At 60.6% G+C, this 25770-nt stretch carries 12 protein-coding genes and 1 pseudogene; 6 read left to right on the top strand and 7 right to left on the bottom strand.

The annotated features are described in order from the left end of the window. Positions 1-5 precede the first annotated feature (5 nt). Together HZ994_04285 and HZ994_04290 are read right to left on the bottom strand one after the other, a co-directional pair. On the bottom strand, positions 6-665 hold the full coding sequence (locus HZ994_04285; protein ID QTN31575.1) for a PEP-CTERM sorting domain-containing protein: 660 nt from the start codon (positions 663-665) through the stop codon (positions 6-8). 52 nt (positions 666-717) lie between these two features. Next, positions 718-11367, bottom strand: coding sequence for a DUF11 domain-containing protein (locus tag HZ994_04290; GenBank protein QTN31576.1), 10650 nt, complete (start codon positions 11365-11367; stop codon positions 718-720). Positions 11368-11825: 458 nt separating this feature from the next. On the opposite strand from HZ994_04290, the pseudogene rph reads away from it, so the two are divergent. The 4 genes and pseudogenes from rph to HZ994_04310 all read left to right on the top strand — a co-directional run bounded on the left by rph (position 11826) and on the right by HZ994_04310 (position 15504). Continuing rightward, a pseudogene (gene rph, locus HZ994_04295) lies at positions 11826-12542 on the top strand (ribonuclease PH). Positions 12543-12749: 207 nt separating this feature from the next. Further along, entirely contained in the window at positions 12750-13715 is a 966-nt protein-coding gene (locus HZ994_04300; GenBank protein ID QTN34315.1) for an SUMF1/EgtB/PvdO family nonheme iron enzyme, read from the top strand. Positions 13716-13751: 36 nt separating this feature from the next. After that, positions 13752-14630, top strand: a complete 879-nt coding sequence (locus HZ994_04305; protein QTN31577.1) for an FAD:protein FMN transferase — start codon at positions 13752-13754, stop codon at positions 14628-14630. Between the two features lie 34 nt (positions 14631-14664). Then, positions 14665-15504 carry an ion transporter gene (locus HZ994_04310; protein ID QTN31578.1) on the top strand — a complete coding sequence of 280 codons (840 nt, stop codon included), beginning with the start codon at positions 14665-14667 and terminating at the stop codon, positions 15502-15504. Between the two features lie 6 nt (positions 15505-15510). Here the strand turns inward: HZ994_04310 and HZ994_04315 are convergent, their stop codons facing one another. Together HZ994_04315 and HZ994_04320 are read right to left on the bottom strand one after the other, a co-directional pair. Further along, on the bottom strand, positions 15511-16803 hold the full coding sequence (locus HZ994_04315; protein QTN31579.1) for a Gfo/Idh/MocA family oxidoreductase: 1293 nt from the start codon (positions 16801-16803) through the stop codon (positions 15511-15513). A 46-nt stretch (positions 16804-16849) separates the two neighbouring features. Then, positions 16850-18178, bottom strand: coding sequence for a sulfatase (locus tag HZ994_04320; GenBank protein QTN31580.1), 1329 nt, complete (start codon positions 18176-18178; stop codon positions 16850-16852). Positions 18179-18298: 120 nt separating this feature from the next. On the opposite strand from HZ994_04320, the gene HZ994_04325 reads away from it, so the two are divergent. After that, positions 18299-21574, top strand: a complete 3276-nt coding sequence (locus HZ994_04325; protein ID QTN31581.1) for a glycoside hydrolase family 9 protein — start codon at positions 18299-18301, stop codon at positions 21572-21574. 246 nt (positions 21575-21820) lie between these two features. Here HZ994_04325 and HZ994_04330 read toward each other — a convergent pair whose 3' ends face one another. The 3 genes from HZ994_04330 to HZ994_04340 are packed head-to-tail and all read right to left on the bottom strand — an operon-like array spanning position 21821 to position 24566. Further along, positions 21821-23362: a proline--tRNA ligase gene (locus HZ994_04330; GenBank protein ID QTN31582.1), complete on the bottom strand. Its 1542-nt coding sequence runs from the start codon at positions 23360-23362 to the stop codon at positions 21821-21823. 60 nt (positions 23363-23422) lie between these two features. Continuing rightward, positions 23423-23827 (bottom strand): hypothetical protein, encoded by a 405-nt coding sequence (locus HZ994_04335; GenBank protein ID QTN31583.1) that lies wholly within the window; start codon positions 23825-23827, stop codon positions 23423-23425. Positions 23828-23876: 49 nt separating this feature from the next. After that, complete coding sequence (locus tag HZ994_04340) at positions 23877-24566, bottom strand: DUF1080 domain-containing protein (GenBank protein ID QTN31584.1); 690 nt, start codon at positions 24564-24566, stop codon at positions 23877-23879. Positions 24567-24617: 51 nt separating this feature from the next. Between HZ994_04340 and HZ994_04345 the strand changes: the two genes are divergently transcribed. Next, on the top strand, positions 24618-25727 hold the full coding sequence (locus HZ994_04345) for a transglutaminase domain-containing protein (protein ID QTN31585.1): 1110 nt from the start codon (positions 24618-24620) through the stop codon (positions 25725-25727). Positions 25728-25770 lie beyond the last annotated feature (43 nt).

Genomic DNA, 25770 nt, shown 5'->3' on the forward strand with positions numbered 1-25770 from the left:
GCGAGTTATTGCGGTCTGCTTCTCCTTGTCAGTAGGAAAGCGCAGCCGAGAAGAGCCAGCAGAGCCGATGAAGGCTCGGGGACGAAGGTGTAAGTCTGGAGTTCATAAACCCCGTCCGAGGTGAACTCACCCTGACCATCGGTGCCCATCTGGCTGCCCCATACAGGGGTGTTCGTCGGTGTGAGATCAGCGAGCGACCACTGGACGGGCAGCGCATTGTCGCAGCAGCCCGGGGTGGCGTCGGGGAAAGTCCAGGCCGGGGATTTCACCAGGAACCACTCGGTGGTGGGCGAGGGTGTCGCCGAATTGCGCACCCAGACATACGCCTCCAGGCCCTCGAAGCTGGGCGCCGCCGCCGTCATGAACGGGCTTTCGCTGGTGCCGGCATCCGTCATTTCCGCCGTGGAGGCGAAGTAGCCGTTGGTCTCGGAGTAGGCCGCACGGTCGAAAGCGAACCAGTTGGCGAACCAATCATCGGTGTTGGCATCGGTCGGTGTGAACGTGTCCGCGAAGACGCCGATTTCAAAAACGTAGGTGTTGTCCAGCGCCGCGCCTTTGCTGTCGACGATCTGGCTGAATACCTCGCTGCCCCACTCGATCGTCTGGCCGCGAAGGCCGGAGATCAGGGAGACCAGCGAGATCATGATGATGATGTATGTTTTCATGTCTGAAATTTTTCCGTATGGGGTGTTTGGGTGCATGGGGGGTAATTTCTGTTCAGGGGGTCCAGGGTGTGGGGATGACGTATCCGGTCTTGTCCGTGGCGACGCGTGTCATCACGCCGCCGTCACGCTTGAGTAACAGCTCGGCATCGCGGGGGGTGATGTCCACATCTCCCGTTTTCACCCAGCGTTTCACCGTCGGCTGTGAGGCACCCCCATCGAGCAGGAAATACGTGTCGTAACCGGAAGCCGTCGCGCTTCCGTCCGTGCGCCACACGAAGAACGAATCCGCCGTCTTGAAGTTCCTGCTGCCGAAGAAGCCGTCGGCGAGGTTCAGCCCGCGGCTGTTGTTGCCGATCGCGGATTGGTCGAGCGGATAGCCGCCGCCGACCATGTTCACGCCCTGGAGGAGCGGGCGGTGGAAGTCATGGCCGCGAACCTCCCCGTAGGCGAGGATCGATGTGGGGGCGGTGCGGTTGTGGAAGAAGACACCTTGTCCGGCGGGGATCACCGTGGCTCCTGCATCGACCATTGTGACATCGTCGGCGTTGACCCAGCGGGTCGCGGCGCCGTCCTCGAAGAGCCAGTAGATCGCCCAGGTGCCGTTGGCGAAAACCTGCACCTCGTCGGAGGTTTCCTGGGTCAGACCCGCTCCGAAGGAGGCCGCTGGGAACTGCCCGTTGAGCGTCTTGCAGGTGTGCAGCGCGATCCTATCACCAGCGAGCAGGGCCGGAGCTGCTCCCGTAAGGGTGTTGAACGGCGGCGAGGCGGAGCTCAGGCTGGCGTCGTTGGCGAGGGTAAGGCTTGTCGCGGTGGCTCCCGTCACATCGAAGCGGTGCCCCTCGAGGTCGCCCGTTTCCACCTCGATGTAGTAGGAGGTTCCGGGCACGAGCAGGGTGGAAAGATCCGAAGACCCGGCGCTGGTGGTGAGGACAAGCTCCTGGCCGTTCACGGAATCCACGGTGCCGGTGAAGGTCGCGCAGGGCAGGAACGGGTTGTTGTATGTGCGGCAGCACATGCCGAGCTGCGTTTCCACCCAGCCGAGCACCTCGGTGGAGTCCTCGGCGGTGTCCACGCCGTTGTCGAGCTGCACGCGGATACGGACGAAGCCCGCGCCCGCCGTGAGTCCCGTGAGGCTTTCCAGGTCGACGATGCGGACGGTTTCCGAGCCGTCGCCGTTGTTGGTAACGGTGGTGTTGCCGCCGGTGAGGGTGATGCTGTTCCAGGACGTCGGATCACCGAGCGCCGCTGCGTAATCGAGGATGTAGGTGACGTCCTGCGGGCCGCCTGCGGTGCGGGAGAACACGCCGTCCAACCCGCCCGTGACGGACAGCGAATTGACCAGGCAGAAGGGTTTGCGGCCTCCGCTGTTCGGCGGCATGCAGAAGGCATATTCGAGGAGGTTCGAGTAGCGGTCGCCGTCCGGATTATTGATGAACGCCGTTTCACCACCGAGAATCGTATCCCATTTGTCCTGCCACTCCGTCCACAGGTCGGGGCATTTCTGCAGCATCTCGAGGAAGTCGTTGAGAGGGTTCACCTGACCGGCGTTGACGACGATCACGGCGATGAGTTCCGGATTGCCGCCGTCCTTATCGGAGATGCTCCTGTAGCCCGGATCGTTGATTTTCGCTACCTGGTAGGTGCCCGGAGGCAGGTTGCCGAAGCTGTAGGTTCCGTTCGCCGCCGTCACCGTGGTGACGGGGACATTGCCCGCACCGAGGACGGGATCGCCGTTACCGTCCTGCAGGCTGAGGATCGCACCGGCACGGATCGCGTCAGGTGTGCCATCGTTGTTGTTGTCCACCCGGACGATTCCGGTGATGGACCCGGGGAGGAAATACCCGTCGTTGCCTGCGGAAGTGTCTGCACCTGCCACAGCCGTTACGGTGGTTGGGTCGGTGCCTTCCTTCTGGATGCTGCCAGTCGGATATTGTGGATCGGTTTCATCGACATTGGCAGTGGTGCTTCCGGGCGGAACGCTTGCCGTCCAATTGCCGGATGAGTTGGTAGCGACAGTTTGCTGGGCACCGAATGAGTCGGTGATGACGACATCGACATTGGCCAGATCCGGTTCGCCGGAGTCCTGACTGCCGTTGCCGTTCGTATCGATATAGAGATGGCCGCTGACTGTGCCGTTCTCGCGGACGCCGAAGTTCGCGTTGGTGACCGACGAGGTGACGACAGGCACCGCGAGGCTGCCGTTGACGGTGCCGTCGCTGCCGGTGCCGGCTCCGACGTTTTCGCCGGTGTTGACGTAACCCGCAGGGAGGGACGCTGCCGGGGCGGCGGCTCCGACCGTGCCTTGGGTCGTGCTGAGGACAACGGTATAGTTGGTGTTCGCGGCAACCGTGCCGAAATTATACGCACCGGCGGTGACAGTGACGACCTGGGCGACGTTGCCGCCGCTCACCAGGTTGGCGTAAAGCGTCGGCCCGGCGTAGGCGGTGCCGTCCACCGTGTTCACCGGCGTGCCGAGCAGGCCGTTCGCATCGTTGAAGACGTTTCCGCTGATGCCGATGGCCGTGAACGGCATGGTCGCGGTGGCGGGTGCCGAGGACTTCCCTGCCGCATCGACTGCAGAATAGGTGAAGCTCGCGGTGATCGCGCCGTCGTCGGGATCGAGCTTGAGCAGCGAGGCGTTGTAACTGGTGATCGTCTGGCCGAGCGTGACGGCGCTGCCGTTGTAATAGAGCGTGCCGTTAGTTGGCAGCGTGTTGATGGTGAAGCTGGTGACCGAGGTGTCCTCCGGATCGGTGGCGGTGAGCGTAGGAACGGTCACTTGCGCGGTGCCCGCCGGGTTCAGCTGCGAGGCCGATGAGACATTGGTGGCCGTTGGAATGAGCTCGACCCCGAAGTTTGCGTTGGTGACCGACGAGGTGACAACAGGCACGGCGAGGCTGCCGTTGACCGTGCCGTCGCTGCCGGTGCCGGCTCCGACGTTTTCACCGGTGTTGACGTAGCCCGATGGAAGGGACGCTGCCGGGGCGGCGGCTCCGACCGTGCCTTGGGTCGTGCTGAGCACCACGGTGTAATTGGTGTTCGCGGCAACCGTTCCGAAATTATACGCACCGGCGGTGACGGTGACGACCTGGGCGACGTTGCCGCCGCTCACCAGGTTGGCGTAAAGCGTGGGTCCGGCGTAGGCCGTGCCGTCCACCGTGTTCACCGGCGTGCCGAGCAGGCCGTTGGCGTCGTTGAAGACGTTTCCGCTGATGCCGATCGCCGTGAACGGCATGGTCGCGGTGGCGGGTGCCGAGGACTTCCCTGCCGCATCGACTGCGGAGTAGGTGAAGCTCGCGGTGATCGCGCCGTCGTTCGGATCGAGTGTTAGCAACGAGGCGTTGTAGCTAGTGATCGTCTGGCCGACGGTGACCGCGCTGCCATCGTAATAAAGCGTGCCGTTGCTTGGCAGTGTGTTGATGATGAAGCTGGTGACTGAAGCATCTTCCGGATCGGTGGCGGTCAGAGTGGGGACCGTGACTTGCGCGGTGCCCGCCGGGTTCAGCTGCGAGGCCGACGCAACGTTGCTGGCCGTTGGAATGCGCTCGACCCCGAAGTTCGCGTTGGTGACCGACGCGTTCGTCACTGGCACCGCGAGGCTGCCGTTGACTGTGCCGTCACTGCCGGTTCCGGCTCCGACGTTTTCGCCGGTGTTGACATAACCCGATGGAAGAGAAGCTGCTGGCGGAGCGGCTCCGATCGTGCCTTGAGTCGTGCTGAGCACGACGGTGTAATTCTTGTATCCGGCAACTCCACTGAAATCATAAGCACCCGAAGTGGCGGCGACGGCTTGCACCACCGCACCATTTTCCACCAAGTTTGCGTAGACTGTCGCACCGCCGTAGGTCGCACCGTCCACGGTGTTCACCGGTGTGCCTAGCAGGCCATTCGCGTCGTTGAAGACATTTCCGCTGATGGAAACTGACTGGACTTCCACGAACGATGCGGTTCCGGAACCGGCGACGGGAAGGTTGATTGCCACTCTATCATCAGTGCCTCCATCGGTGTCGGTGATGGTAAGGAATCCCGATGGTTGGGTTTCGACCACGACGTATGCGCCTGGAGGAAGGCCAGTGAACGAGTAGGCCCCACCCACTGCGGTGGAAGTAGTCGCAAATACAACCCCGTCTGTGAAGTCGCCGTCGCCATTGGGATCGGTGTATAGGGTCATGCCGACCGACTGGATACCCACATCGCCAGCATTGTCGTTATTCGTATCTGCCTGGACGGTTCCGGAAATGGAGCCATAGCTGGAAACTGGAACAAAGCCGAAGTCCACGCTGTTGTCCGTTTCACCCGCCGCGATGGCAAGCGCCGGACTGCTGATCGCCTGACCGGCTGCGGATTGGATACCGTTGTCATCATTATCCTGCTGATTGTCCGCTGTGTCGGTGAAGTAGCTGGAGAGCGTCGCCGTTTCCAACGCTTTCCCTGCACCAAAGTTCGAGGTGGGAAGATAGATGATGTAAGTATCCGCGGGGACGTTGCCAAAACTGTAGATTCCGCCACCGGAAGTCGTGGTGGTCTTGTATGGGACATCGACGCCCGGTGTCTGCGACGAACGGTAGAGCTGGACGGCCACACCATTGATGCCCGTTTCACCGGAATCAAAGACGCCGTTGTTGTTCGTATCGCTCCAGATCAGGTTGCCGATGGTTCCGGTTGCAGCGAGGTTCGAGGTATCGAGGAAATCATTGCCAGTGCTGGTTTGCGAGGCAGCCACGGTGACCGGGATTCGGTTGTCGTTTGGCAAGGTGATGTCGGCAGTGCTTACAAATCCGGTGGGATCGCTTTCCACGACGACATAACTTCCGGGCGGCAAGTTGGTGAAGCTGTAGTTGCCGCTGCCATTGGTCAGGGTAGTTGTGAACAACACGCCGTCGGCGGGGTTTCCATCGCCGTTCGGATCGGTGAAGAGATCAATGGTGACTCCTGAAATCCCGGAATCGGCATCGAGAAGATTACCGTCTGCATCGGTGTCATTGCGCACCTGGCCACTGATATTTCCGTAAAGGGCGGGATCGATGAACTGATCGAGGAAGTTGTTGCCTGTGCTTGGTGTGGAGGAAGTGAGTGTGACAGGGATACGGTTGTCATTTGCGCCCTGAGTATCCGCGATGCTCTCAAACCCGAATGGATCGGTTTCCACAACGGTATAGTTCCCGAGTCCGAGGTTCAGGAACTCGTAGGTTCCGTCGGCTTGCGTTTCCGTGATCGCCACGAGGGTTCCATCGGAAGGATCACCATCGCCGTTAGGATCGGTGAAGAGGGTAACGGTGACTCCGGACAAGGCGGTATCTCCACCACCGTAACCGGCGGTGCCTTGGTCCTCAAGCACGCTACCGTAGATGCTACCGGCGGTGGTTACGAGGCTGGCGCTACTGATGGAAGGCGGCACCGGATCACCGTTGGAATCGACCGCAAAGCTGACCTCAGCACGGTTTGTGGCCGGGCTGGCGGCACCGATCGCTCTAAGTGTGACAGTGATGTTTTGACTGGATCCGGCAGCGAGGCTTCCCGCACCCGTGATGTCGAGCCAGAGTAGGCTTCCGGATCCGGTGGAATCGGGCGGAACGCTCGCAGAGACGAACTCGAATGTCGCTCCGCTGTAGATATCTTCAAGTGGCAGCGAGGAAATCGGAGTGTCGCCGGTGTTGTTCACGTTGATATTGAAAACGACATCGTCACCCTTGTTTGCGGGGCCGGGATTCGGACTGACGAGGGTTTTTGTCACGGTGACAGCCGGACGGGTGATGATGACGTTGCGAGTGCTGGTGCTGGTGACACCACCTCCCGCATTGGCTGTGGCGGAATTCGTCACAGGATTTCCCGAAGCAAGCGCGGTGAAATTCACGATGATGGTTACGCTCTGACCCGGCGTCAGCGGGCCGACATTCGTCCATGTGAGTGATCCGCTTGCCACGGTGTTGGGCGCGGTGGATGCAGAGCCATAGGTGAGATTTGCGGCCGGGAATGTGTCGGTCAGCGATACCGTGGAAAGCGTTGTACTACCCGTGTTTACCACCCTCAGTCGGTATTGCACCGCCTCGCCAATGACGGCTTGTCCATCGGATGGTGCGAGTAATGTTTTGGAAACCGAGATGCCCGGTGTGCCTGTTGGCAATGGAACCGTGGCGTTGGCAGATGAGGTATCACTCGAATCGTCGGGATCGACGTAGTTCACGGTAAGGGCAGAACCCTGTGGCGCATGGAGCGTGCCGTTGTTCGATGTGCCGGGCGCCGTGGAGCTGGCCGGTATGACAAAAGTGAAGACTCCAGTGTTAGGGCCGGTTTCCGTGAGGGTCACCAGTTCACTGTCCCCGCTGCTGCTGGTGATGACTGCGGTGATGGTTTCCACAACTCCCGGAAGCTTGTTTTTATCGATGTCGGTGACGCGCACCCCGACCGACACGTTCGGATTGTAGGTATTTGTCGCCGCGCCGTTGTTTCCGACGGTGAACTCGGTCGTACTGGGTGTTCCGAGATCGAGGAAACTCATGTTCACCGCGGTGGAACGCTGGGAGGTGATCGTATTTTCAAAGCCTTCCCTGGCGGTGGCGGCGATGTTGTATGCTCCGGTGGTGGTGCCGGTATTCCATACATATTCGTAGGTCTTGGTCGCTGCCGTTGTAGCCACGACATTTGATGCACCAAGCGTCACCGAGATATCGCTTGCGGCTCCGGGGCCATCGATGCTCAGCGGCAGGCTGGTGATGTCATAGGCGCCAAAAGGATCACCCACGACAGTTCTAACATAAAGTGTCTGACCATTGGCCGGGGTGGTAGTGAGCGTGCCACCGGGGAAGGGCGCGTCATAGACTCCTACCGAATCGACGCGGATCACGGTATTGGTCGGCAAGTTGATGCGGGAAGGTCTCGTGGTGCTGTCGTAATCAAGCCTGAAAGTCACGCCACTCTGGCCGTTAGAAATGACCAAGGAAATGACGTCATTCGCCACGAAATTCGTCGGATTGACAGGGAAGGTGAAAGTGAGCAAGCCGCCAGAGGCTGTGACACCGGTGCTAGTGGCAAACGGGATACCATTTTTCCTAAGCACGGCACTGATGTCCGGGCTAGCGGGCATCGTTCCGCTGCTCACGGAATAATAGGCGATCACGGACGGCAAGGAAGTCATGCTGAACGCTTCTGCGAAGGCCGGAGTCTGCGTGAAAGTGACCGGGGTGCCTGCCGCAGGCTTGATAGGAACGGCGCAGATTGCCCAGTCGTCGTTGTTGGTTAGAGTCCACGACATCGTCACACTGCTGGCACCCGGCTCCGTGCTCCCGGCACCTGAAACGCCATCGCCAGCATTATCGGTGTTCAAATTCCATTGCTGAGCTTGGCCGGATCCCACTGTGACTCTCCTGCTGTCGTCAAGAGCCACGGTATCAAACACCAGCTCGCCACTGGCCGAGGAAACATTGACCGTGGCGGGGCCAGACGACCCGATGGCAGACACAGCGGTGCCGAACGGATTTGCCTGATTCACTCCGGAAAAGGTGCTCACTCCAACCACGATTTCGTCATCGGTAGCACCCGCGCCAGCCGTGGCGACGGTCACCGTGCCTGCGCCACTGGGAGGATTGATTAGGTACCAAATTTCAGACCCGGCTTCCACCGCTGAAGCACGTTGGATCAATCGGGTGAGTGGAAGTCCAGCGTAGGAAACCGAAGGAACCTTGAATCCGTCATTGTCATCATCCTCGTAAGATAAGCCCACCAACATCAGGCGATTGCTCCCGGAACCAGTCGTATGATTCACCGAAACAGTGCTGCCAGCCGAGCGGATGGCGACCGCGCCAATTGCCCAAGGGCCGTTCGTGCTCGTCCAACTCATCGTAACACTATCTGCGCCAGCACTCGTGCTTGAGGCACCAATGAGAGTGGCACTTTGTCGCACATTCCAGCGTCTCGTTTGGCCACCGGCCACAGCGAGATTGTTTGAGTCGGCATTCAAGGCGACGGTATCGTAAACGAGCTGATCGCTTGCGGCGGTCACACCTACTGCAGGCGTCGTCGAACTGCCGGTATTTGATGTAAATGCCTCCAGCGGTGTGATCTGATCCACACCCGTAAACGTCGTCGCCCCTATCGAAGCCTGCCCAGAGGCGCTGAGCGTCACGACAACGTTGGCAGCGCCACTCGATGGATTAGTGAGACTCCAGATTTCAACCCTTGCGTTGGAGCCATTGGCTTGGGTGCCAACCCGGGTGAGTGCCGCACCGCCGAAGGTCACCGAGGAAACTGACTGGCTCGCGTTGTTTCGCAGGGTCACACCGACCAGCAGCAGCCGGTTGGCGCCATTTCCGGGATTGTGGGAAAACGTGAACGAAGAAGCGGATCCGGAGGTTGTACTTACCGAAGCGAACGCAGGCTGCACAGGTGTTGAGGTGAAAACCGTGGATGACGATGAGGACGGAGAATCGGCAACAATGGTCGCTTGGCCAAGGATGGCCGTCTGCGATGTGGAGCCATCTGCCGTGTTAACCGGATCCACGCGATCCAAGTTGCCCGTGTTGTCGTTGTCCGTCCCATCCGTGGTAAGATACAGTTGTTTAATGAGACCCGGGGCGATGATGGTGGCTGTGGCACTCGCGCTGTCGCCGAAAATCGGATCGGTGTAGCTAACAGATAGATTGTTCAGCGCAAGGCCGTTCAGGGTTCCGTCATACGGTGCCAAGCCGGCGGTCGTTGAGGACGGCAGGACAGCGGTTGTGTTCCGGAAAACGCCGGAGCTGGCAGTCGTTTCGGTGAGAGTGACGAATTCAAGATCTCCGTTGGTCGTATTTTTCACCAAAACCGTGACCGTCTGGATGGTAGAGGAGTTGGTGTTTGCATCGGGATCTGACATCTGGATATAGATTCCACTGCCCTCATTGTAAGTTGCAACCGTGGTGCCGCCGCTATTGGTGAAATTGATCGTACAGGGCGAGCTGCCGTCAGGAACAGCCACGGAAACACTGGAAGTCACACCACGAAAGGAAGTACTCACGGTGTTGGTGATTGAACCTCCGGCATTGATGACGGTGCGATATCTAAGTCTTGTCACCCCGCCGCGTGGTAAGACCGGAATGATGATGCCTGTTTCATCAAGCGGAAAGGCAGAGGACGGTGACAAATTATCGCTAATCGCTACGGTATCTCGAGTTGTGGATCCGGCGACATAAGTGAGGGTAGGTGGAAGACCGTCCACCACGAACAGGTTACCCAACGCCACGAGGCTGTTGTTGTTCATCGTGATGAGGTATTCCAAGGTATCGCCAACACTCAGACCAGTTGCACCGACATCGTTGACGATCGTGTAAGATTTCGTAATCACAGGCACCGGGAAGGCGGGAATCGTGGTGCCGGCATCGAGAAATGGATTTCCGGGACCGGCCACGGCGGGATCTTGACCCCAAGCTCCGGTGATCAGAGTGCCATCCAAGGTGTAAACCCTCATTCCGGTCTGGTCTCGACTCGGATCGTAGAGGCGTTGCACCTCAAGCGCGGAGATATCGTAATGGACATCATAGTTGTCACCGTCCGGATCGGTTTGGGGGCCCGCGTAGTCCCCACCGTAGTCGACGTAGATGCGTGTGTTGCCCACGGCGGTTGCCCAAACAGGGCTGCCGTTGACGCTGAGATTGGAACTGCCCGGGCCCCAACCGCAGACGATAGAGGTGGTGAGATTCCCCTCGGGCACAAGACTGAAGCCCCAGTCGTGGACATTGTTGGCTGTTGGCTTTGCACCAACGGCGCCGATCGCGAAGAAGGGTCGGCTTGCCGTATTATAAAAGTGAGCACCGGAATCCTGCGGCATCAGGAAGCGGTAGCTGTCATTTGCAGGAAGCACAAAGGACCCAGTTCCTGAACGGGTGGTGTAGTTGACCGTGATTGCTGCCGGATCCGGGTTGTAGAGAAAAATATAGGTATCATCGCCGTCATTGGCAGTGCCAACAGGCGTGTAATAGCTACTGCCCCATTGATCGAGCGGAGCAACAGTATACCACCGAGACTCGTAGTTCGCCCCAATGTCACCTGTTAGGAGATGAACCTGCACCGGCTTCGACGCAGCGACGGTGGCACCTTTCAATATACCCCGATCCAAATAATAGTTCTCACCTTGGTTCAAGGTGACGGTGGTATCCACGCTGCCGTTTCCGTCCCTGTCCAACTGCACCACCGTGCCGTTCTGAGAGGCCTGAACGAAAATTGAGACGAGCTCAAACATGGAACTCGTCGCCGGAGTGGGGAAAATCTCATTTTCGCCGACCGGCATGACGAAATTCCTGCCCCAGTCGATCGTGGCGCTCACCTCCGTGGCATCCGCGAGGACAGAACCGGGTGTGGTGGCCCATGAAGAGCGAGACATGACAATGCCCTTGGTGGAACCCACGCGGTCGCGGCCGTCGAAAAGAATGCTCGAAGGATTGCGCGGCAGGCTGACATTATTGCGCAAAGCGATCACCGTGCCGGCATCAAGCGATGTGGGATCTTGGGCATATCCGGGCGGCTTGCCGTTGGCGTCGTTGCCATCGCCCCATATCTGGGTGCTGGCCTGAGTTGGATTGTTGATGTCGACCTCATAGCCATCCTCCCAGTGGTCGTAGACCATACGCGTCCCGCTGGTTCCCACCACCATCGACACCACCGTATCCATCGTGGTGCCGGTATTCGATGCGAGTATGAGGAACGACTGCCGGATCTGAGCTTCCGGCATCGGAACGTAGTATTCCTGCACAATGGTCTGAGCTCCCACGACACCCGTGGATGCGGCGAACAAGCCCATAGCCAGGCATCGGCGAGAAAGGTGCGATGCAATGAACTCTTCTAAAAAAAGAATCGGAGACAGCCTATTGCCAGAATTGCGAGTTTTCTTAGCGAGACCCGAAAACACGAGAGTGTTACGCTTCGAAAGGGAATGCAGGATAGGGATATTCATAGCCGGGTGAGCTCTCGCTGGAGGTATTTGGAAAATTTCACACCATCTTTTTTTGGACTTGAGGACGGCGACGAGTAAAAGTGATTAAATTTTTAAATTTTGTCTAGTTAATAGTTAACGTACCTTAAAGAAAATTTCAGCGCATACGGAAGACCGCCTGGAACTGAAGGAACACCTTTCTCCAAATCCCCAATTTGATGTTTGATGTTTCCGGCTCGGCCTTTGATCTTCCCGCCATGACCCGCCCCGACAGCCGCGCCAGCGACCAGCTCCGCCCCATTTCCTTTCATCCCAACGTCGCCCCGAACGCCACCGGCTCCGTCCTCGTTTGCTTCGGCGAGACCCGGGTGATCTGCTCTGCGACCATCGAGGAAGGTGTGCCCGGCTGGATGCGCTACCAGAAAGTCTCCGGCGGCTGGCTGACGGCGGAGTATTCCATGCTCCCCTACTCCACCCACGACCGGAAAGCCCGCGACATCTCCCGCGGCAAGCTCGATGGCCGTTCCTCGGAGATCCAGCGCCTCATCGGCCGTTCGCTGCGCGCCGTGGTGGATTTACAAAAAATCGGCCAGCGCACCCTTTGGATCGACTGCGACGTCCTCCAGGCGGACGGCGGCACCCGCACCGCATCCGTCACGGGAGCCTGCGTGGCAGTCGCCATCGCCTTCAACCGCATGATGGCGGAGGGCAAGATCAAGGATTTCCCCCTCAAGAAACTCGTCGCCGCCGTTTCCGCCGGCATCTACGAAGACACACCCGTCCTCGATCTCAACTACCCCGAGGACAAGGCCGCCACCGTCGATTTCAACATCGTCATGACCGAGGCACTGGAATTCGTGGAGGTGCAAGGTTCCGGCGAGGAGGCCGTATTCACTTCCGAACAGATGAACGCAATGCTAGACCTCTCCAAAAAAGGAATCTCCGAAATTTTTTCCCTCCAGAAAATGGCAATCCTCAACGCCGAAGAAGCCGAGCCTCTCGATTTCGCATCGCTCGTCGGCTCCTTCGGGAAAAAATCCCTGCTCGCCCTGCCCTTCGCGCTGGGCTTGGCGGCAGCCACCCTCGCCCCGGCCGCGGACCCCCCCAATCCCCAGTTCCTCCCCACCACCAAGGCAATCCACGAAAAAATCGTCGCCACTCCGGATCTCAGTGTGGATGCCATGAAAGCATACTCGGAAAAAATCCCTTTGGCAGGGGACGCCACCGTGGATCTCATCCCCATCCCCGGCGGCACCTTCAGGATCGGATCCACGGATTCCGAGACAGGCCACAAGCCCGACGAATCCCCGCAGAAGGAAGTGACCATCGCCCCCTTCTGGATGGCGAAGCTGGAAACCACCTGGGACATCTACCGCCCCTTCATGGAGAACGGAAAATCCCGCAACAAGGACGGCACACTCAACCGCGATTCAGACATCTACAGCGCCGAGCCTCCCGAGATCAAGGAAGGCGAGACCCTCGTGGACACCGTCACCCAGCCCACCCCGCCCTACATGCCCATGCATTTCTCGATGGGCGATGGATACTCCAAGGAATATCCCGCCGTCGGCATCACCTACCATTCCGCAAACAAATTCTGCGAGTGGCTCTCCGCCCAGACCGGTCACTTCTACCGCCTCCCCACCGAGGCGGAGTGGGAATACGCCTGCCGCGCCGGCACCACCACCGCATACTCCTTCGGCGATGATGCAGCACAGCTCGGCGATTACGCATGGTTCGCCGACAACTCGGAATTCCAATACCAGAAAGTCGGCACCAAAAAACCGAACCCGTGGGGTCTCCACGACATGCACGGAAATGTCGCAGAGCTCACCCTCGACCAATATATCCCTGAGGCCTATGCGAAGCTCGCTGACGGCGTAAAAAATCCGTGGAACCCACCAGTGGAGCGCCACCCCACCGTCTTCCGTGGCGGTCACTGGGATGCCGATGCCGCAATGCTCCGCTCCGCCGCACGCGCCCAGACATCCACCGATCTCAAGATCCAGGATCCCCAGATCCCGAAATCCCTCTGGTATTACACCGATGCCTCATGGCTCGGCTTCCGCATCATCCGACCGCTCGTCACACCCAGCGTCGAGGAAATGCACAAAGCCTGGAACCAAGGCCCCGGCGAAGCCGAGTAGCTGCCGTGATGGCGGCGTCCCGCCACCCCTCCCACCATGACCACCCGCAGGAAAACCATCCAACTTCTCTGCGGTGCCGCTTTCCTTCCAGCGATTGCACGTGCCCAACCGCACTCCACGGAACGGCCCCTCATGGGCACCCTGTTCCGCATCAAGACGTACGCCGACGACACGGGCCTCGCCGAAAAAGCCTCCGCCCAAGCCTTCGCCGCCGCAGAGGCGATCAATGCCGCCGCCTCCGACTACATCGCGGACTCCGAGCTGCTCTCCTTTTCCAAGCTACCCTTCGGGAAACCCCATCCGGTTTCCGAAACCCTTTTCCCCCTCCTACTACAGGCACAGCATTACGCCAGGAAAACGGACGGGGACTACGATCCCACCCTCGGCCCCCTTACAAAGCTCTGGCGCGAGTCCCGCCGCCGCAAGTCGCTTCCGGATCCCGAAGCCCTTGCCAAGGCCATGGCCTCATCCTGTTACAACAATCTCATCCTCGATGAAAAGGGGCGCACCCTCACCTTCACCGTCCCGGGAATGCGCCTCGATCTCGGCGGCATCGCCAAGGGACAGGCGGCCGATGCGATGCTTGCCGTTTTCAAGAAACACGGACTCCCCCGCACCTCCATCACCTGCGGCGGCGATGTCAGAGTCGGCGATCCGCCGCCCGGGAAGGATCACTGGCTCGTCGCCGTGATAAACTCCGGCACCGCCAAGCCCCCGCTCCAACTCAACAACTCCGCCGTCTCCACCTCCGGCGACCTCCACCAGTTCATCGAGATCGGAGGCAAGCGCTACTCCCACATCATCGACCCCCGCACCGGCCTCGGCCTCACCGAGGCGCGCACGGCCACCATCATCGCACCCACCGCCGCGGAGTCCGATGCGATGGCCACCGCCGCCTGCGTGGATCGTGGTTGATACGGCATGATTTTCGGATAGATCTTCCTTACCAATGAGTGAATCCGACCTGCTCCGCCTGCTCCAGGGCAACAATGTCTCGCCACGCCGCATAAGCGCGGCGAAATGGATCGAGTCGAAGAACGTGCAGGGCTTCGTCATCGCCGTGATCCTGCTCAACGCCCTCATCCTCGGCCTTGAGACCAGCAAGGCCGCCATGGCATCCTTCGGAGGGCTCCTGCTCATCCTCGACAAGCTCTGCCTCCTTGTCTTCGTCGCCGAGCTTGCGGTGAAAATGTCCTGCTACCGCTCCCATTTCTGGCGCAGCGGCTGGAACGTGTTCGATTTCCTGGTCGTCGCCATCGCCCTCGTGCCCGGCGCAGGGGTTTGGGCCGTTCTCCGCTCGCTGCGCGTCCTCCGGGTCCTTCGCCTGCTCACCGCGGTGCCGAAGCCTGAAAAGGTCGTCGCAGCCTTCGTCCACTCCATCCCCGGCCTCTCGGGGGTCATGGCCGTAATGGCGATTTTCTTCTACACCATGGGCGTGCTCGCCACCCGCCTCTTCGGCGAAACACACCCGGAGTGGTTCGGTTCCCTAGGGGCGAGCCTCTACACACTTTTCCAGGTCATGACCCTTGAAAGCTGGTCCATGGGAATCGTCCGCCCCGTCATGGAAACCCACCCGTGGGCCTTCGCCTTCTTCGTGCCCTTCATCATCGTCGCCACCTTCACGATCCTGAACCTTTTCATCGGCATCATCGTCTCCACCATGCAGGAGCTATCCCTCGCACCCGAGATTACCGCAAATGCCGATCCCGAACTGCTTTCCCTGCTGGAAAGGATAGACACCGACCTGAGATCGCTGAGATCCCAGATCGAGAAAAAGGCGAATCCCTGAACGGGATCAGAAAACCTTCGTCACACCCGGGATCGGTGCCGGGTAAAGGCCGTCCGGCCCCGGTTTCGGGCCGGGATCGGCATCCCATGCGAGCACCTTGGGCATGGTGTCGAGATCCGAGTTCAGCGCCTGCTCCCAGGTCACTTCCGCGCCGGAGTAGGTCGCCATGCGCCCCATGATCGCGGTGAGAGTGGACTCCGCCGTGTAGAACGCATTGTTGATCGGTTTATCCTCCAGGATGTGCTTCACCAGCACGTCGTGCTCCGTCTGGTAGGGGTTGTTGTTCTCCCCGCGGAAACGCCAGATGATCTTGCCGCTGCGATCCTTGATCACGCCCGGTGTCGCGCTGCCCTTGGTGCCGACGATCGTTTCCGAAACCTTGGACCACGTGCCGTTCCAGTGTTTGCACTGGCTGTTGGTGATCGTCCCGTCCGCATAGGTGTATTCGACGTAGTGGTGGTCGAAGATCTCGCCCCAATCCTTGCCGATTCGCTTGGTCCGCCCGCCGATTCCGTTCGCCTTGACGGGATGCCCGCCGAGGAACCAGTTGCTGACATCGATGTTGTGGATGTGCTGCTCGCAGATGTGGTCTCCGCAGATCCAGTTGAAGTAAAACCAGTTCCGCATCTGGTATTCCATTTCGGTCATCCCTTCCTTGCGGTCGCGCGTCCAGACGCCGCCGCCGGACCAATAGACCTGCGCGCCGGAGATATCCCCGATCATGCCTTCCTTGATCTTTTCCAGGGTCTCAAGATAGCTGTTCTGGTAACGCCTCTGCAGGCCGCAGACGACCTTGAGATTCTTTGCGTCCGCCGCCTTTGCAGCCTCGATCACCTTGCGGATGCCCGGGCCGTCCACGGCCACAGGCTTCTCCATGAAAACGTGTTTCCCTTTCTCCACCGCGTACTCGAAGTGCTGCGGGCGGAAGCCGGGAGAGGTGCAGAGCAGGACAAGGTCGGCGGCGTCGATGGCTTTCCTGTAGGCATCAAACCCGCTGAAACGGCGCTCCTCCGGGACATCGACGCGGTCGCCGAACTGTTTTTTGAGGGATTCATAGGCGCGCCCGACGTTATCGCCGAAAGCATCGGCCATCGCCACGAGCTTTGTGCCGGGGACATTGAGCGATTGGGAGGCGGCGCCTGTGCCGCGCCCTCCGCAGCCGACGAGCGCGACCTTGATTTCCTTGCCGCCATCCTGCGCGGAGGCCGATTCCGGGAGGAGGGATGCTGCGGTTGCAAGGCTTCCTGCCTTGAGGAAACTGCGGCGGTCTGTGTCTTGTGGGTTGTCGGAATGTTCCATTTTGCAAGATACGTGCGCCCGTTTCGCGGTCTTTCGGGAAATGGCATCATGTTCCGGCAATCCCGGCACCGACCTCCTGCGCCATCTTCTCCATCAGCCCGCGAAGCTCCGCCACCTTCTCCGGAAGCTCCGCAGCGCGGTCGATCCGCTCCGAAACATCCGTCCTGAGATTGAAAAGCTCCGGCTTGCCGGATGTCGTCCGCAGCTTCCAGTCCCCCGAGCGCACGGCCTCCAGCTTGCCGTTGAAATAATAGTAATCGGGACGCGGGGACAGATCGGCTTTCCCGGCGAGGAAATCCGTCAGGTCATATCCGTCCAGCACGTGTTCCGGGAGCTTCGCCCCGGCGACACCGAGCAGGGTTCGGTAGATGTCGGGCATCCCGACGAGATCCGCCCTCACCTGCCCGGCCTTGGTTGCCACAGGCCAGCGGATGAGCGCCGGAACACGCGTCCCGCCCTCGTAGGTGCTGGCCTTGGATCCTCGCAGCGGCCCGGTCGATCCGGCGTGCCATCTCTTGTTCCCCGCCTGGAGCATTCGCGGCGGCATCTCGATCCATGGCCCGTTGTCGGAGAGGAAAATGACGATGGTGTTTCCCGTGATCCCTTTTCCCTCCAGCGCAGCGAGCACCTCGCCCACGCTCCAATCCAGCTCCTCGATCACATCCCCGTAAAGACCCGCTGCCGATTTCCCTCGCCTTCCCTCGGAAACCGCAAGCGGCAGGTGCGGCATGGAATATGCGAGGTAGAGGAAAAACGGCACTGCGCCGCTCTTTCCGATCAGCGAAACCGCCTCCTCCGTGTAGCGGGTGGTGAGGGGATCCTGATCGAAGGGATGCTCGACCATTTCCTCGCCCCGGTAGAGGCCGAGCGGCTCGTCGGTGTTCACCCAAGGCCTCATGTAATCGTTCGAGTAAGGCAGCCCGAACCACGTGTCGAAGCCCTGGTACACCGGCAGGAAACGCTTTTCCTTGTACCCGAGGTGCCATTTCCCGATCATGTGGGTGGCGTATCCCGCCGCCTTCAGCCCTTCGGCCAAGGTCAGCTCGGAATCCGGCAAGCCGCCCTTTCCATCCGATCCGGTGCCGCCTTTGAAATCCACTCTAGGCATATAGCGGCCCGTCATCAGCTCCGTGCGAGAAGGCACGCACCACGATGCGGTCACGAACGATGTCAGACGCATCCCATCCGCAGCGAGTCTGTCGATGTTCGGCGTCTTGATCAGCGGATTCCCGTAGCAGCCCGCATCCCCGTAGCCCATGTCATCGGCGAAAAGGATGACGATATTCGGCTGCGCGCCCTCGGAACGGACAGCTTGCCCAGGGATTGCGCAAGCGGTGAGCAGGGCGAATGCGGTTTTCGGAAACGTTCTTTTCATCCGGCATTCGATAGGCGCACGGGCAAGGAACCGGAAGCCTTTTTCTCACCGACCGGGGGAATGGCAGTTTTCGGCCACTTGCCCGGTTTCTGGGTTTCCATCAGGTTAAGTCAAAAGCCGATGCTCCGAATCCTTCTGCCACTCGCCGCCACCCTGGCTACCGCGCTTTCCCAGACCGCACCCGTCAACATCACCTTCACCGCCCGCACACCGACATGGGAGGACGGCTTCAACGCGGACATCGTCATCACCAACAACAGCACGGCAGACATCATCGGATGGACTGTCGCCTTCGATCTTCCCGCCATCGGTTTCTCGAACATCTGGAACGCTGAGGAAGGAGCCTCCACCGCAACCCGCAAGTCCTTCTCTAACATCCCCACAAACGAAAGGATCCGCGCCGGCTCGTCCCGTTCCTTCGGCTTCACCGCCATCGGTCCCTACACCACGCCGGCAAGCAACTTCACCTTCAACGGCCTTCCGCCGGGCAGCACCCCCCCCACCCTCTCCATCGCCGATGTATCGGAAAACGAAGGCAGCACGAGCCGCGAGATGGTTTTCACCGCCACCCTTTCGAGGGCGGCCGAAACGCCGGTCACCGTAAGGTGGTCCACCGCGGACGGAAGCGCCACGGCGGGGCGGGATTACACCGCAGCATCTGGCTCGCTCGGCTTCGCCGCCGGGGAAATCACCAGGCAGCTCTCCGTCACGGTTGCCGGAGACACCACTCAAGAATCGAACGAAACCTTCACCGTCACCCTCACCAGTCCGAGCGGTGCCACCCTCGCCAAAGCCCAGGCGATCGCGACCCTTCTCAACGACGACCAAGGGGAGGGCGGCGGCTCGGGCACCGCAGGAAAACCCCAGGCAGGCACCTACAACTTTGCGGAAGCCCTCCAGAAATCCCTGCGCTTCTACGATGCCCAGCGATCCGGGAAAATCCCCGACGATTTCCGCATCCGCTGGCGCGCCGATTCCGCGCTACTGGACGGCAGCGATGTCGGGATGGATCTCAGCGGAGGGTTCTACGACGCGGGCGACCATGTGAAATTCGGCCTGCCCATGGCCCACAGCCTGACCATGCTCGCGTGGGGCGGGATCGAATACAGGCAGGCCTATTCGGAAACCCGTCAGCTTGACACCCTGTTAGAGAATCTGAAATGGGGCACCGATTACCTGATGAAATGCCACGTGCGCAACCCGGACGGCAGCACCGCCGCCTTTTACGGACAGGTCGGAAACGGCAACACCGACCACGCCTACTGGGGACGCGCCGAGGCCATGGCCATGGCGCGTCCCGCCTACAAAATCGATGCCACCAAACCCGGCTCCGACCTCGCGGCGGAAACGGCCGCCGCCCTCGCCTCGGCGGCCATCCTTTTCAGGGAAGCCCAACCCGATTACGCCACCCAGCTCCTCGGCCACGCCCGCGCCCTCTACACCTTTGCAGACACATACAGGGGGAAATACAGCGACTCCATCCCCGATGCCGCGAATTTCTACAACTCATGGAGCGGCTTCCAGGACGAGCTCGTGTGGGGCGCGATCTGGCTTCACCGCGCCACCGGGGAGGCCGCATTCATGGACAAGGCCAAGGCGGAATACCCCGCCCTCTCCGGCGGCGGCGCGGGCAACCATCCCCACCAGTGGACGCTTTCATGGGATGACAAGAAATACGGCTGCTATGTCCTCATGGCCATGCTCGACGGCGCCGCCGCCTACAAGGCCGATGCCGAACGCTGGCTCGACTGGTGGTCCATCGGCCACAACGGCCAGAAAGTCCCCACCACTCCCGGCGGACTCGCCCGCCTCGACCAATGGGGCAGCCTCCGCTACGCCGCGAACACCGCCTTCTGCGCCTACGTTTACGCGGATCGCGTGAACAACCCGGACTCCCGCTACAGCACCTTCGCCCGCAGCCAGATCGAATACGCCCTCGGCTCGAATCCCGCCGGTCGCAGCTACGTATGCGGCTTCGGCAACAATCCGCCCATCAACCCCCACCACCGCAATTCCCATGGCTCCACCACCAACGACATCAACACCCCAGCCACCAACCGCCACATCCTCCACGGAGCACTCGTCGGCGGGCCGGGGGCCAACGACGACTATGCGGATGTGCGCACGGACTTCGTCAAAAACGAGGTGGCCCTCGATTACAACGCCGCATTCACCGGCGCGCTCGCTCGGCTGTACGACCAGTTCGGCGGCTTTGCCCTGGACGAAACCATCACCCCGCCCGCTCCCGCAACCCTGCTCCATGAAACGCTGGACTCCTTCGCGCCGGGCGCAAAAACCGATGACGAATGGCTGCCGCTCTGGCCCGGCACGAAATGGGCGAACGGGCCGGACGAGGGCAGGCTGGCGGTGGATGCGGACATCGCCTACGATGCCAGCGGGAAATCGGTGCGCGTGCTCTACCCCCAGGGCGGCAAGCAATCGGGCAACAGCGGAGCCCAATGGTTCGTGGACATAGGCGGGAACCAGCAAGACCTTTACCTCAGCTACTGGGTGCGCTTCGAGAAAGGCTTTGATTTCGTGCTCGGCGGCAAGCTGCCCGGCTTCGGCGGGGCGAGCTCCTTCGCCGACCGCAGCAACGAATGGTCCACCCGCCTGATGTGGCGCGAGGACGGGAAAGCCGAATTCTACATCCACGTGCCCGCCGACAACCTCCACAACCCCGGCACCCGCTTCTGGTGGAACACGGAGGGCTTCCAGGCCACCTTTGTCCCCGGACGCTGGCATCACATCGAGATCCACATGCGCATGAACTCGCCCGGACAGTTCGACGGGCTGATGGAGGGATGGTTCGATGGCAAGAAAGCGGCGCACTACCCGGCCTTCCTGTTCCGCGATTCCAACACCGCCAGCGCAGAGATCGCATGGGTGTTTTTCAGCACCTTCTTCGGAGGCAGCAGCAGCCCGGTCTGGGAGGCGAAAAAGGACGAGTACGCGAACTTCGACCAGTTCACGGTCTCGAACACCCGCATCGGCTATCCGGGAATCCCCCGCGATGTCGATTCTGACAAGCTGCCCAACGAATGGGAGATCCGGTTTTTCGGCGACGACAGCGGGGCGGATCCCGATGAGGACTCCGACGATGACGGTGAGAGCAACAGGAACGAATTCATCACAGGGACCGATCCGAAAAGCGCCAGCTCCCGCTACGCAATCGGCGGCCTGTCCGAATCCCCCGCCGGTTCCGGAACATTCCTGATCCGCTGGCAAGGCTTGGCCGGGCGCACCTATCAGGTCGTCCGATCGGACGATCTTGCAGAGGAGTCATGGGAGCCGATCGCGACCCTACCCGGCAGCGACGGGGAAATGTCCTGCGAAGACCCCGCGCCCCCGCCCGACGGAAAGGCGTTCTACAAGATCCGTGTCACGCTCGACTGACAGGAAGGGGAAAACCGCCGAATCCCGGCAGGCATGACGCTCCGTTCTTGCTCTGCCAGACCAAAAAAAATCCCCCAGAAACACGCGATCACGTGATGCTGGCAGGCAGAAAACCTGTCAGCTTGTGGTCGTTCGCAACGCGGACTCCCCCCAACACGGATCGAACCGCCTTCCCCCGGCGTTACGATCCTACGGTTCCCACCGGGAACAGCCGATCTCCCCCCATCCTCAGTCAGAGGTGTTTTGTTAGTAGCTCCGTCCCCACAGGGTGACGGAGCTGCTTTTTTTTCCAGTCAGGAAACATTTGTCGCCGACCTTGGAGAGCAGGCCTTCCGGCAGCCCGGCATCGGCCAGCGGGATGCAGCGGATGGTGATCTTGTGCTGCTTGGAAAGCGTGTCCTCCTCCTCCGGCGTGCCTGCCCAGGGCGTCGCGAGCCAGCCGGGGTTCTCCGTTTCCCAATGGGCGTGGAAGGCATCCGGTTCATTGCATGCGGAAATGTTCGCATCGCGGAACGCGAGCGCGCGGGCGAAGAGATTGTCGTGGATCTCCTGCAGGATATCGGTCACGGACTGGATGAACTCGTCCTTCTCCATGAAGGATTTCTCGGTCGGGGCATTGTCGCGGCGCTGCACGCAGACCTTACGGGACTCGATGTCGCGCGGGCCGATCTCGATGCGGATCGGCGTGCCTTTCTTGACCCATTCCCATTTTTTCTGGCCGCCCTGGATGTCGCGGGCATCGACGTGGGCGCGGATCGGATCGCCGTGATAGGATTTGGTGGAGCGCAGGGTTTCCGCGAGCGCATGGCAGGCGGCGAGGACGGCATCTTTCGTATCCTCCTTCGGGGTGACGGGGATGATCACCACCTGCTGGGTGGCGACACGTGGAGGCAGCACCAGCCCGTCGTCGTCGGAGTGCGCCATGATGAGCGTGCCGATCAGGCGGGTGGAAACACCCCATGAAGTCGTATGGGCGAACTCCTGCACCCCGTCGCGACTTGCGAAGCAGATGTTCTGCGCCTTCGAGAAATTCTGGCCGAGGTAGTGCGAGGTGCCGGCCTGGATCGCCTTCCTATCCTGCACCATCGCCTCGACGGTCAGGGTCATGTCCGCACCGGGGAAGCGCTCGTTCTCGGTCTTCTCGCCGGGCACGACGGGAATCGCGAGGTGGTCGCGTAGGAATTCCTCATACAAACGGTGGATCATGCGGGTCTCCACATGCGCCTCGTCCTTCGTTTCATGGGCGGTGTGTCCTTCCTGCCAGAGGAACTCGGCAGTCCGGAGGAAAAGCCTGGGGCGCATCTCCCAGCGCATCACGTTCGCCCATTGGTTGATGAGCAGCGGCAGGTCGCGGTAGCTCTGCACCCAGCGCGCGAACGCCGCGCCGATGATCGTCTCGGAAGTCGGGCGGATCACGTACGGCTCGGCAAGCTCGCCGGTCGGGATCATTTTCGTTTTTCCGGTCTCCGGATCTTTCACCGCCTCAAGGCGATGGTGGGTGACCACCGCGCACTCCGTCGCAAAGCCCTCTGCGTGCTCCGCCTCTTTCTCAAGATACGAAAGCGGGATGAGCAGGGGGAAGTAAGCATTCTGGTGCCCGGTCGCCTTGAAACGCCGGTCGAGCTGCTGCTGGATCAGTTCCCAGATCCCGTAGCCCCACGGCTTGATCACCATGCAGCCGCGCGTCTCGGAGTTTTCCGCAAGGTCGGCGGCCTTGATGACCTGCTGATACCACTCGGGGAAATCCTGGGCGCGGGTCGGGGTGATGGCGGTCTTTTCGTTCGACATGATGAGGGGCGGAGAGTGACCGCATCAACCCGCCCTTTGCAAGCCGCTAGCGCCAGGATATCAGAACATTTTCCGGCGTTCCACGAGCGAAAGCACATAAAACGGCGCATAGGCAAGCACCGCCGAGACGGATGTCACGAAGAGGGCGATCTGGGTCTGCGGCAGGTTCTTGGGTATGACGAACATGCCGATCATGCCTATCGCCTCAGCCAGCGCCAGGCCGACCACCATCGCAGGCAGGAGTTTCGCAAGATCCTTGATCCTCGGGATCAGGAGAAAACGAATCGCCATCGAAACGGCCGCAAGTGCCATGGCAACCAGCACGAGACCCATTGGCGTTTCGCCTTCGTTCGTGCCTTCCGGGATACCTCCTGCGGCGAAGAACAGGATGATGAAAAGCCCGTTCAGGATCGCAAACCAGATGATCCAGAAAACAAATGGCACAGGTGGCTTACGTCCGCTCATGAGCTCGAAATTGATGGTGGGGCGGAACCAATGCAAGCCTGTCCGCTTGTCACTTTTGCCCCAACCGTTTGAGCAGGATGCTCCGATACTCGATCACCATCGGCGGGCCGACGTGCACCTGCACGCCAAGCAAGCCTTCCGCCACCCGCCTTTCTGCATCAAGATCCTCGACCTCGCTCATCAGGACGCCGTTGACGAAGTGCTTCATCACGTTGCCCTTGGCGACGATGCGATAGGTGTTCCAATCGCCTTTTTTCACCGCCTTCTGCAACTCGTCCTTGTCGCCGATCTCGGAAACGACCTCTGGCTTCGAATCCGGTTTCAGCACCACGCATTGCCCGCGATATGCCAGAAAAGTGCGCCCGCGCTCCTCGTAGTTCTGCCCCGTCCACCTGTCTCCGCCGTCGATGTCCGCCTGATAGCCGGTCAGCGACCATTTGAGATCCGGCGTCACCACACTGCGGTAATTGATCCCCGAATTCCCTTTTTCGGAAACGCGGTATTCCACCACCAGCTCAAAGTCCCCCAACGTGCCGCCTTTCCAGATGAGAAACGAGTTCCGGTTGAGGAGCGTTTCCGGCGTCACCTCGCCGACGATCGCACCGTCCTTCACGCTCCAATAAACCGGGTCTCCCTCCCAGCCATGCAGGGTTTTCCCATCGAAAAGCGGCACGAAGCCTTCCTGCGCGGCGGCGCATGCGGAGAGGAAAGCTGCGACCCATGAGATGCGGAATGTCATTCCCGTTTTTCATCGCTCCCGTGCACCATTCCAAGTATTTTCAATCCGCCCATGAAAGCAATCACCCTTTGGATCGCCCTGGCAGCGCTGGCCATCTCCGCCCCGACCGATGAGTTCATCGCCGCAGCTAGCACCAAACACGGCGAGTTCGGCGGGAAGGCGGCGCGTTTTCTTGTCGAACACATGGCGCCATCCGATAGGGAATCCCTCACCGCCGGTTTCCTCACAGAAAACCTCAACCTCGCCCTCAAAGCCCGCGAAACCTTTCCATGGGCGAAGGATGTCCCAGAGGAAATCTTCCTCAACGATGTCCTCCCCTACGCGGTCTTCGATGAACCCCGCGACCCATGGCGCGCGGACTTCATGGCGAAGGCCGCCCCACTCGTGAAGGATGCCAAGTCCGCCTCCGAGGCCGCGCAAATTCTCAACCGCGATTTCTTCAAGCTCATCAACACCCACTACAATACAGGGAGGAAACGCACCAACCAGTCGCCCAAGGAATCCATGGAGCAAGGCCGCGCCACCTGCACCGGCCTTTCCATCATCCTCGTCGATGCCTGCCGCGCCGTCGGCATCCCCGCCCGCGCCGTCGGCACACCCATGTGGCACGACGACAGCGGCAACCATACCTGGGTCGAGATCTGGGACGGCGAATGGCATTTCACCGGTGCCGACGAATACACGGAGAAAGGCCTCAACCACGGCTGGTTCACGGGCATCGCCGGCAAGGCGGACGCCACGGATCCCCTCCACTCCATCCACGCAACCTCATGGAAGCGTGACGGCGGCCATTTCCCCATGGTCTGGTCTCCTGAAAGCAAGGCCGTTGGCGGAATCAATGTCACGGGGCGCTACGCCGCGAAGACCGCACCCGTTGCCACCACCATCGGCATCCGCTATTTCAAGGGGCTGGAACGCGTCGAAATGGATGGCACCCTGATGGCGGCGGACAACAAACCGGTCGCCTCCTTCCGCACCAAGGCCGGCAGGGCGGATCTCAACGACATGCCCCGCCTCGCAGTGAAGCCGGGCGAGGAATACCACCTCACCTTTGCCCTAGGCGGGGAAACCCTCCGGACGGCCACCTTCACACCCGCGCAGGTGGAAGGGGGCATCCTGGACATCCGGGAAAAGGATCTGCTGCGCGTCCAGAGACCCTAGCCGCGCATCGGCCGAGAAATATCCTTCCCACCGCATGGACAGG

The sequence above is a fragment of the Akkermansiaceae bacterium genome (assembly GCA_017798145.1).
Classification (GTDB): Bacteria; Verrucomicrobiota; Verrucomicrobiia; order Verrucomicrobiales; family Akkermansiaceae; genus Luteolibacter.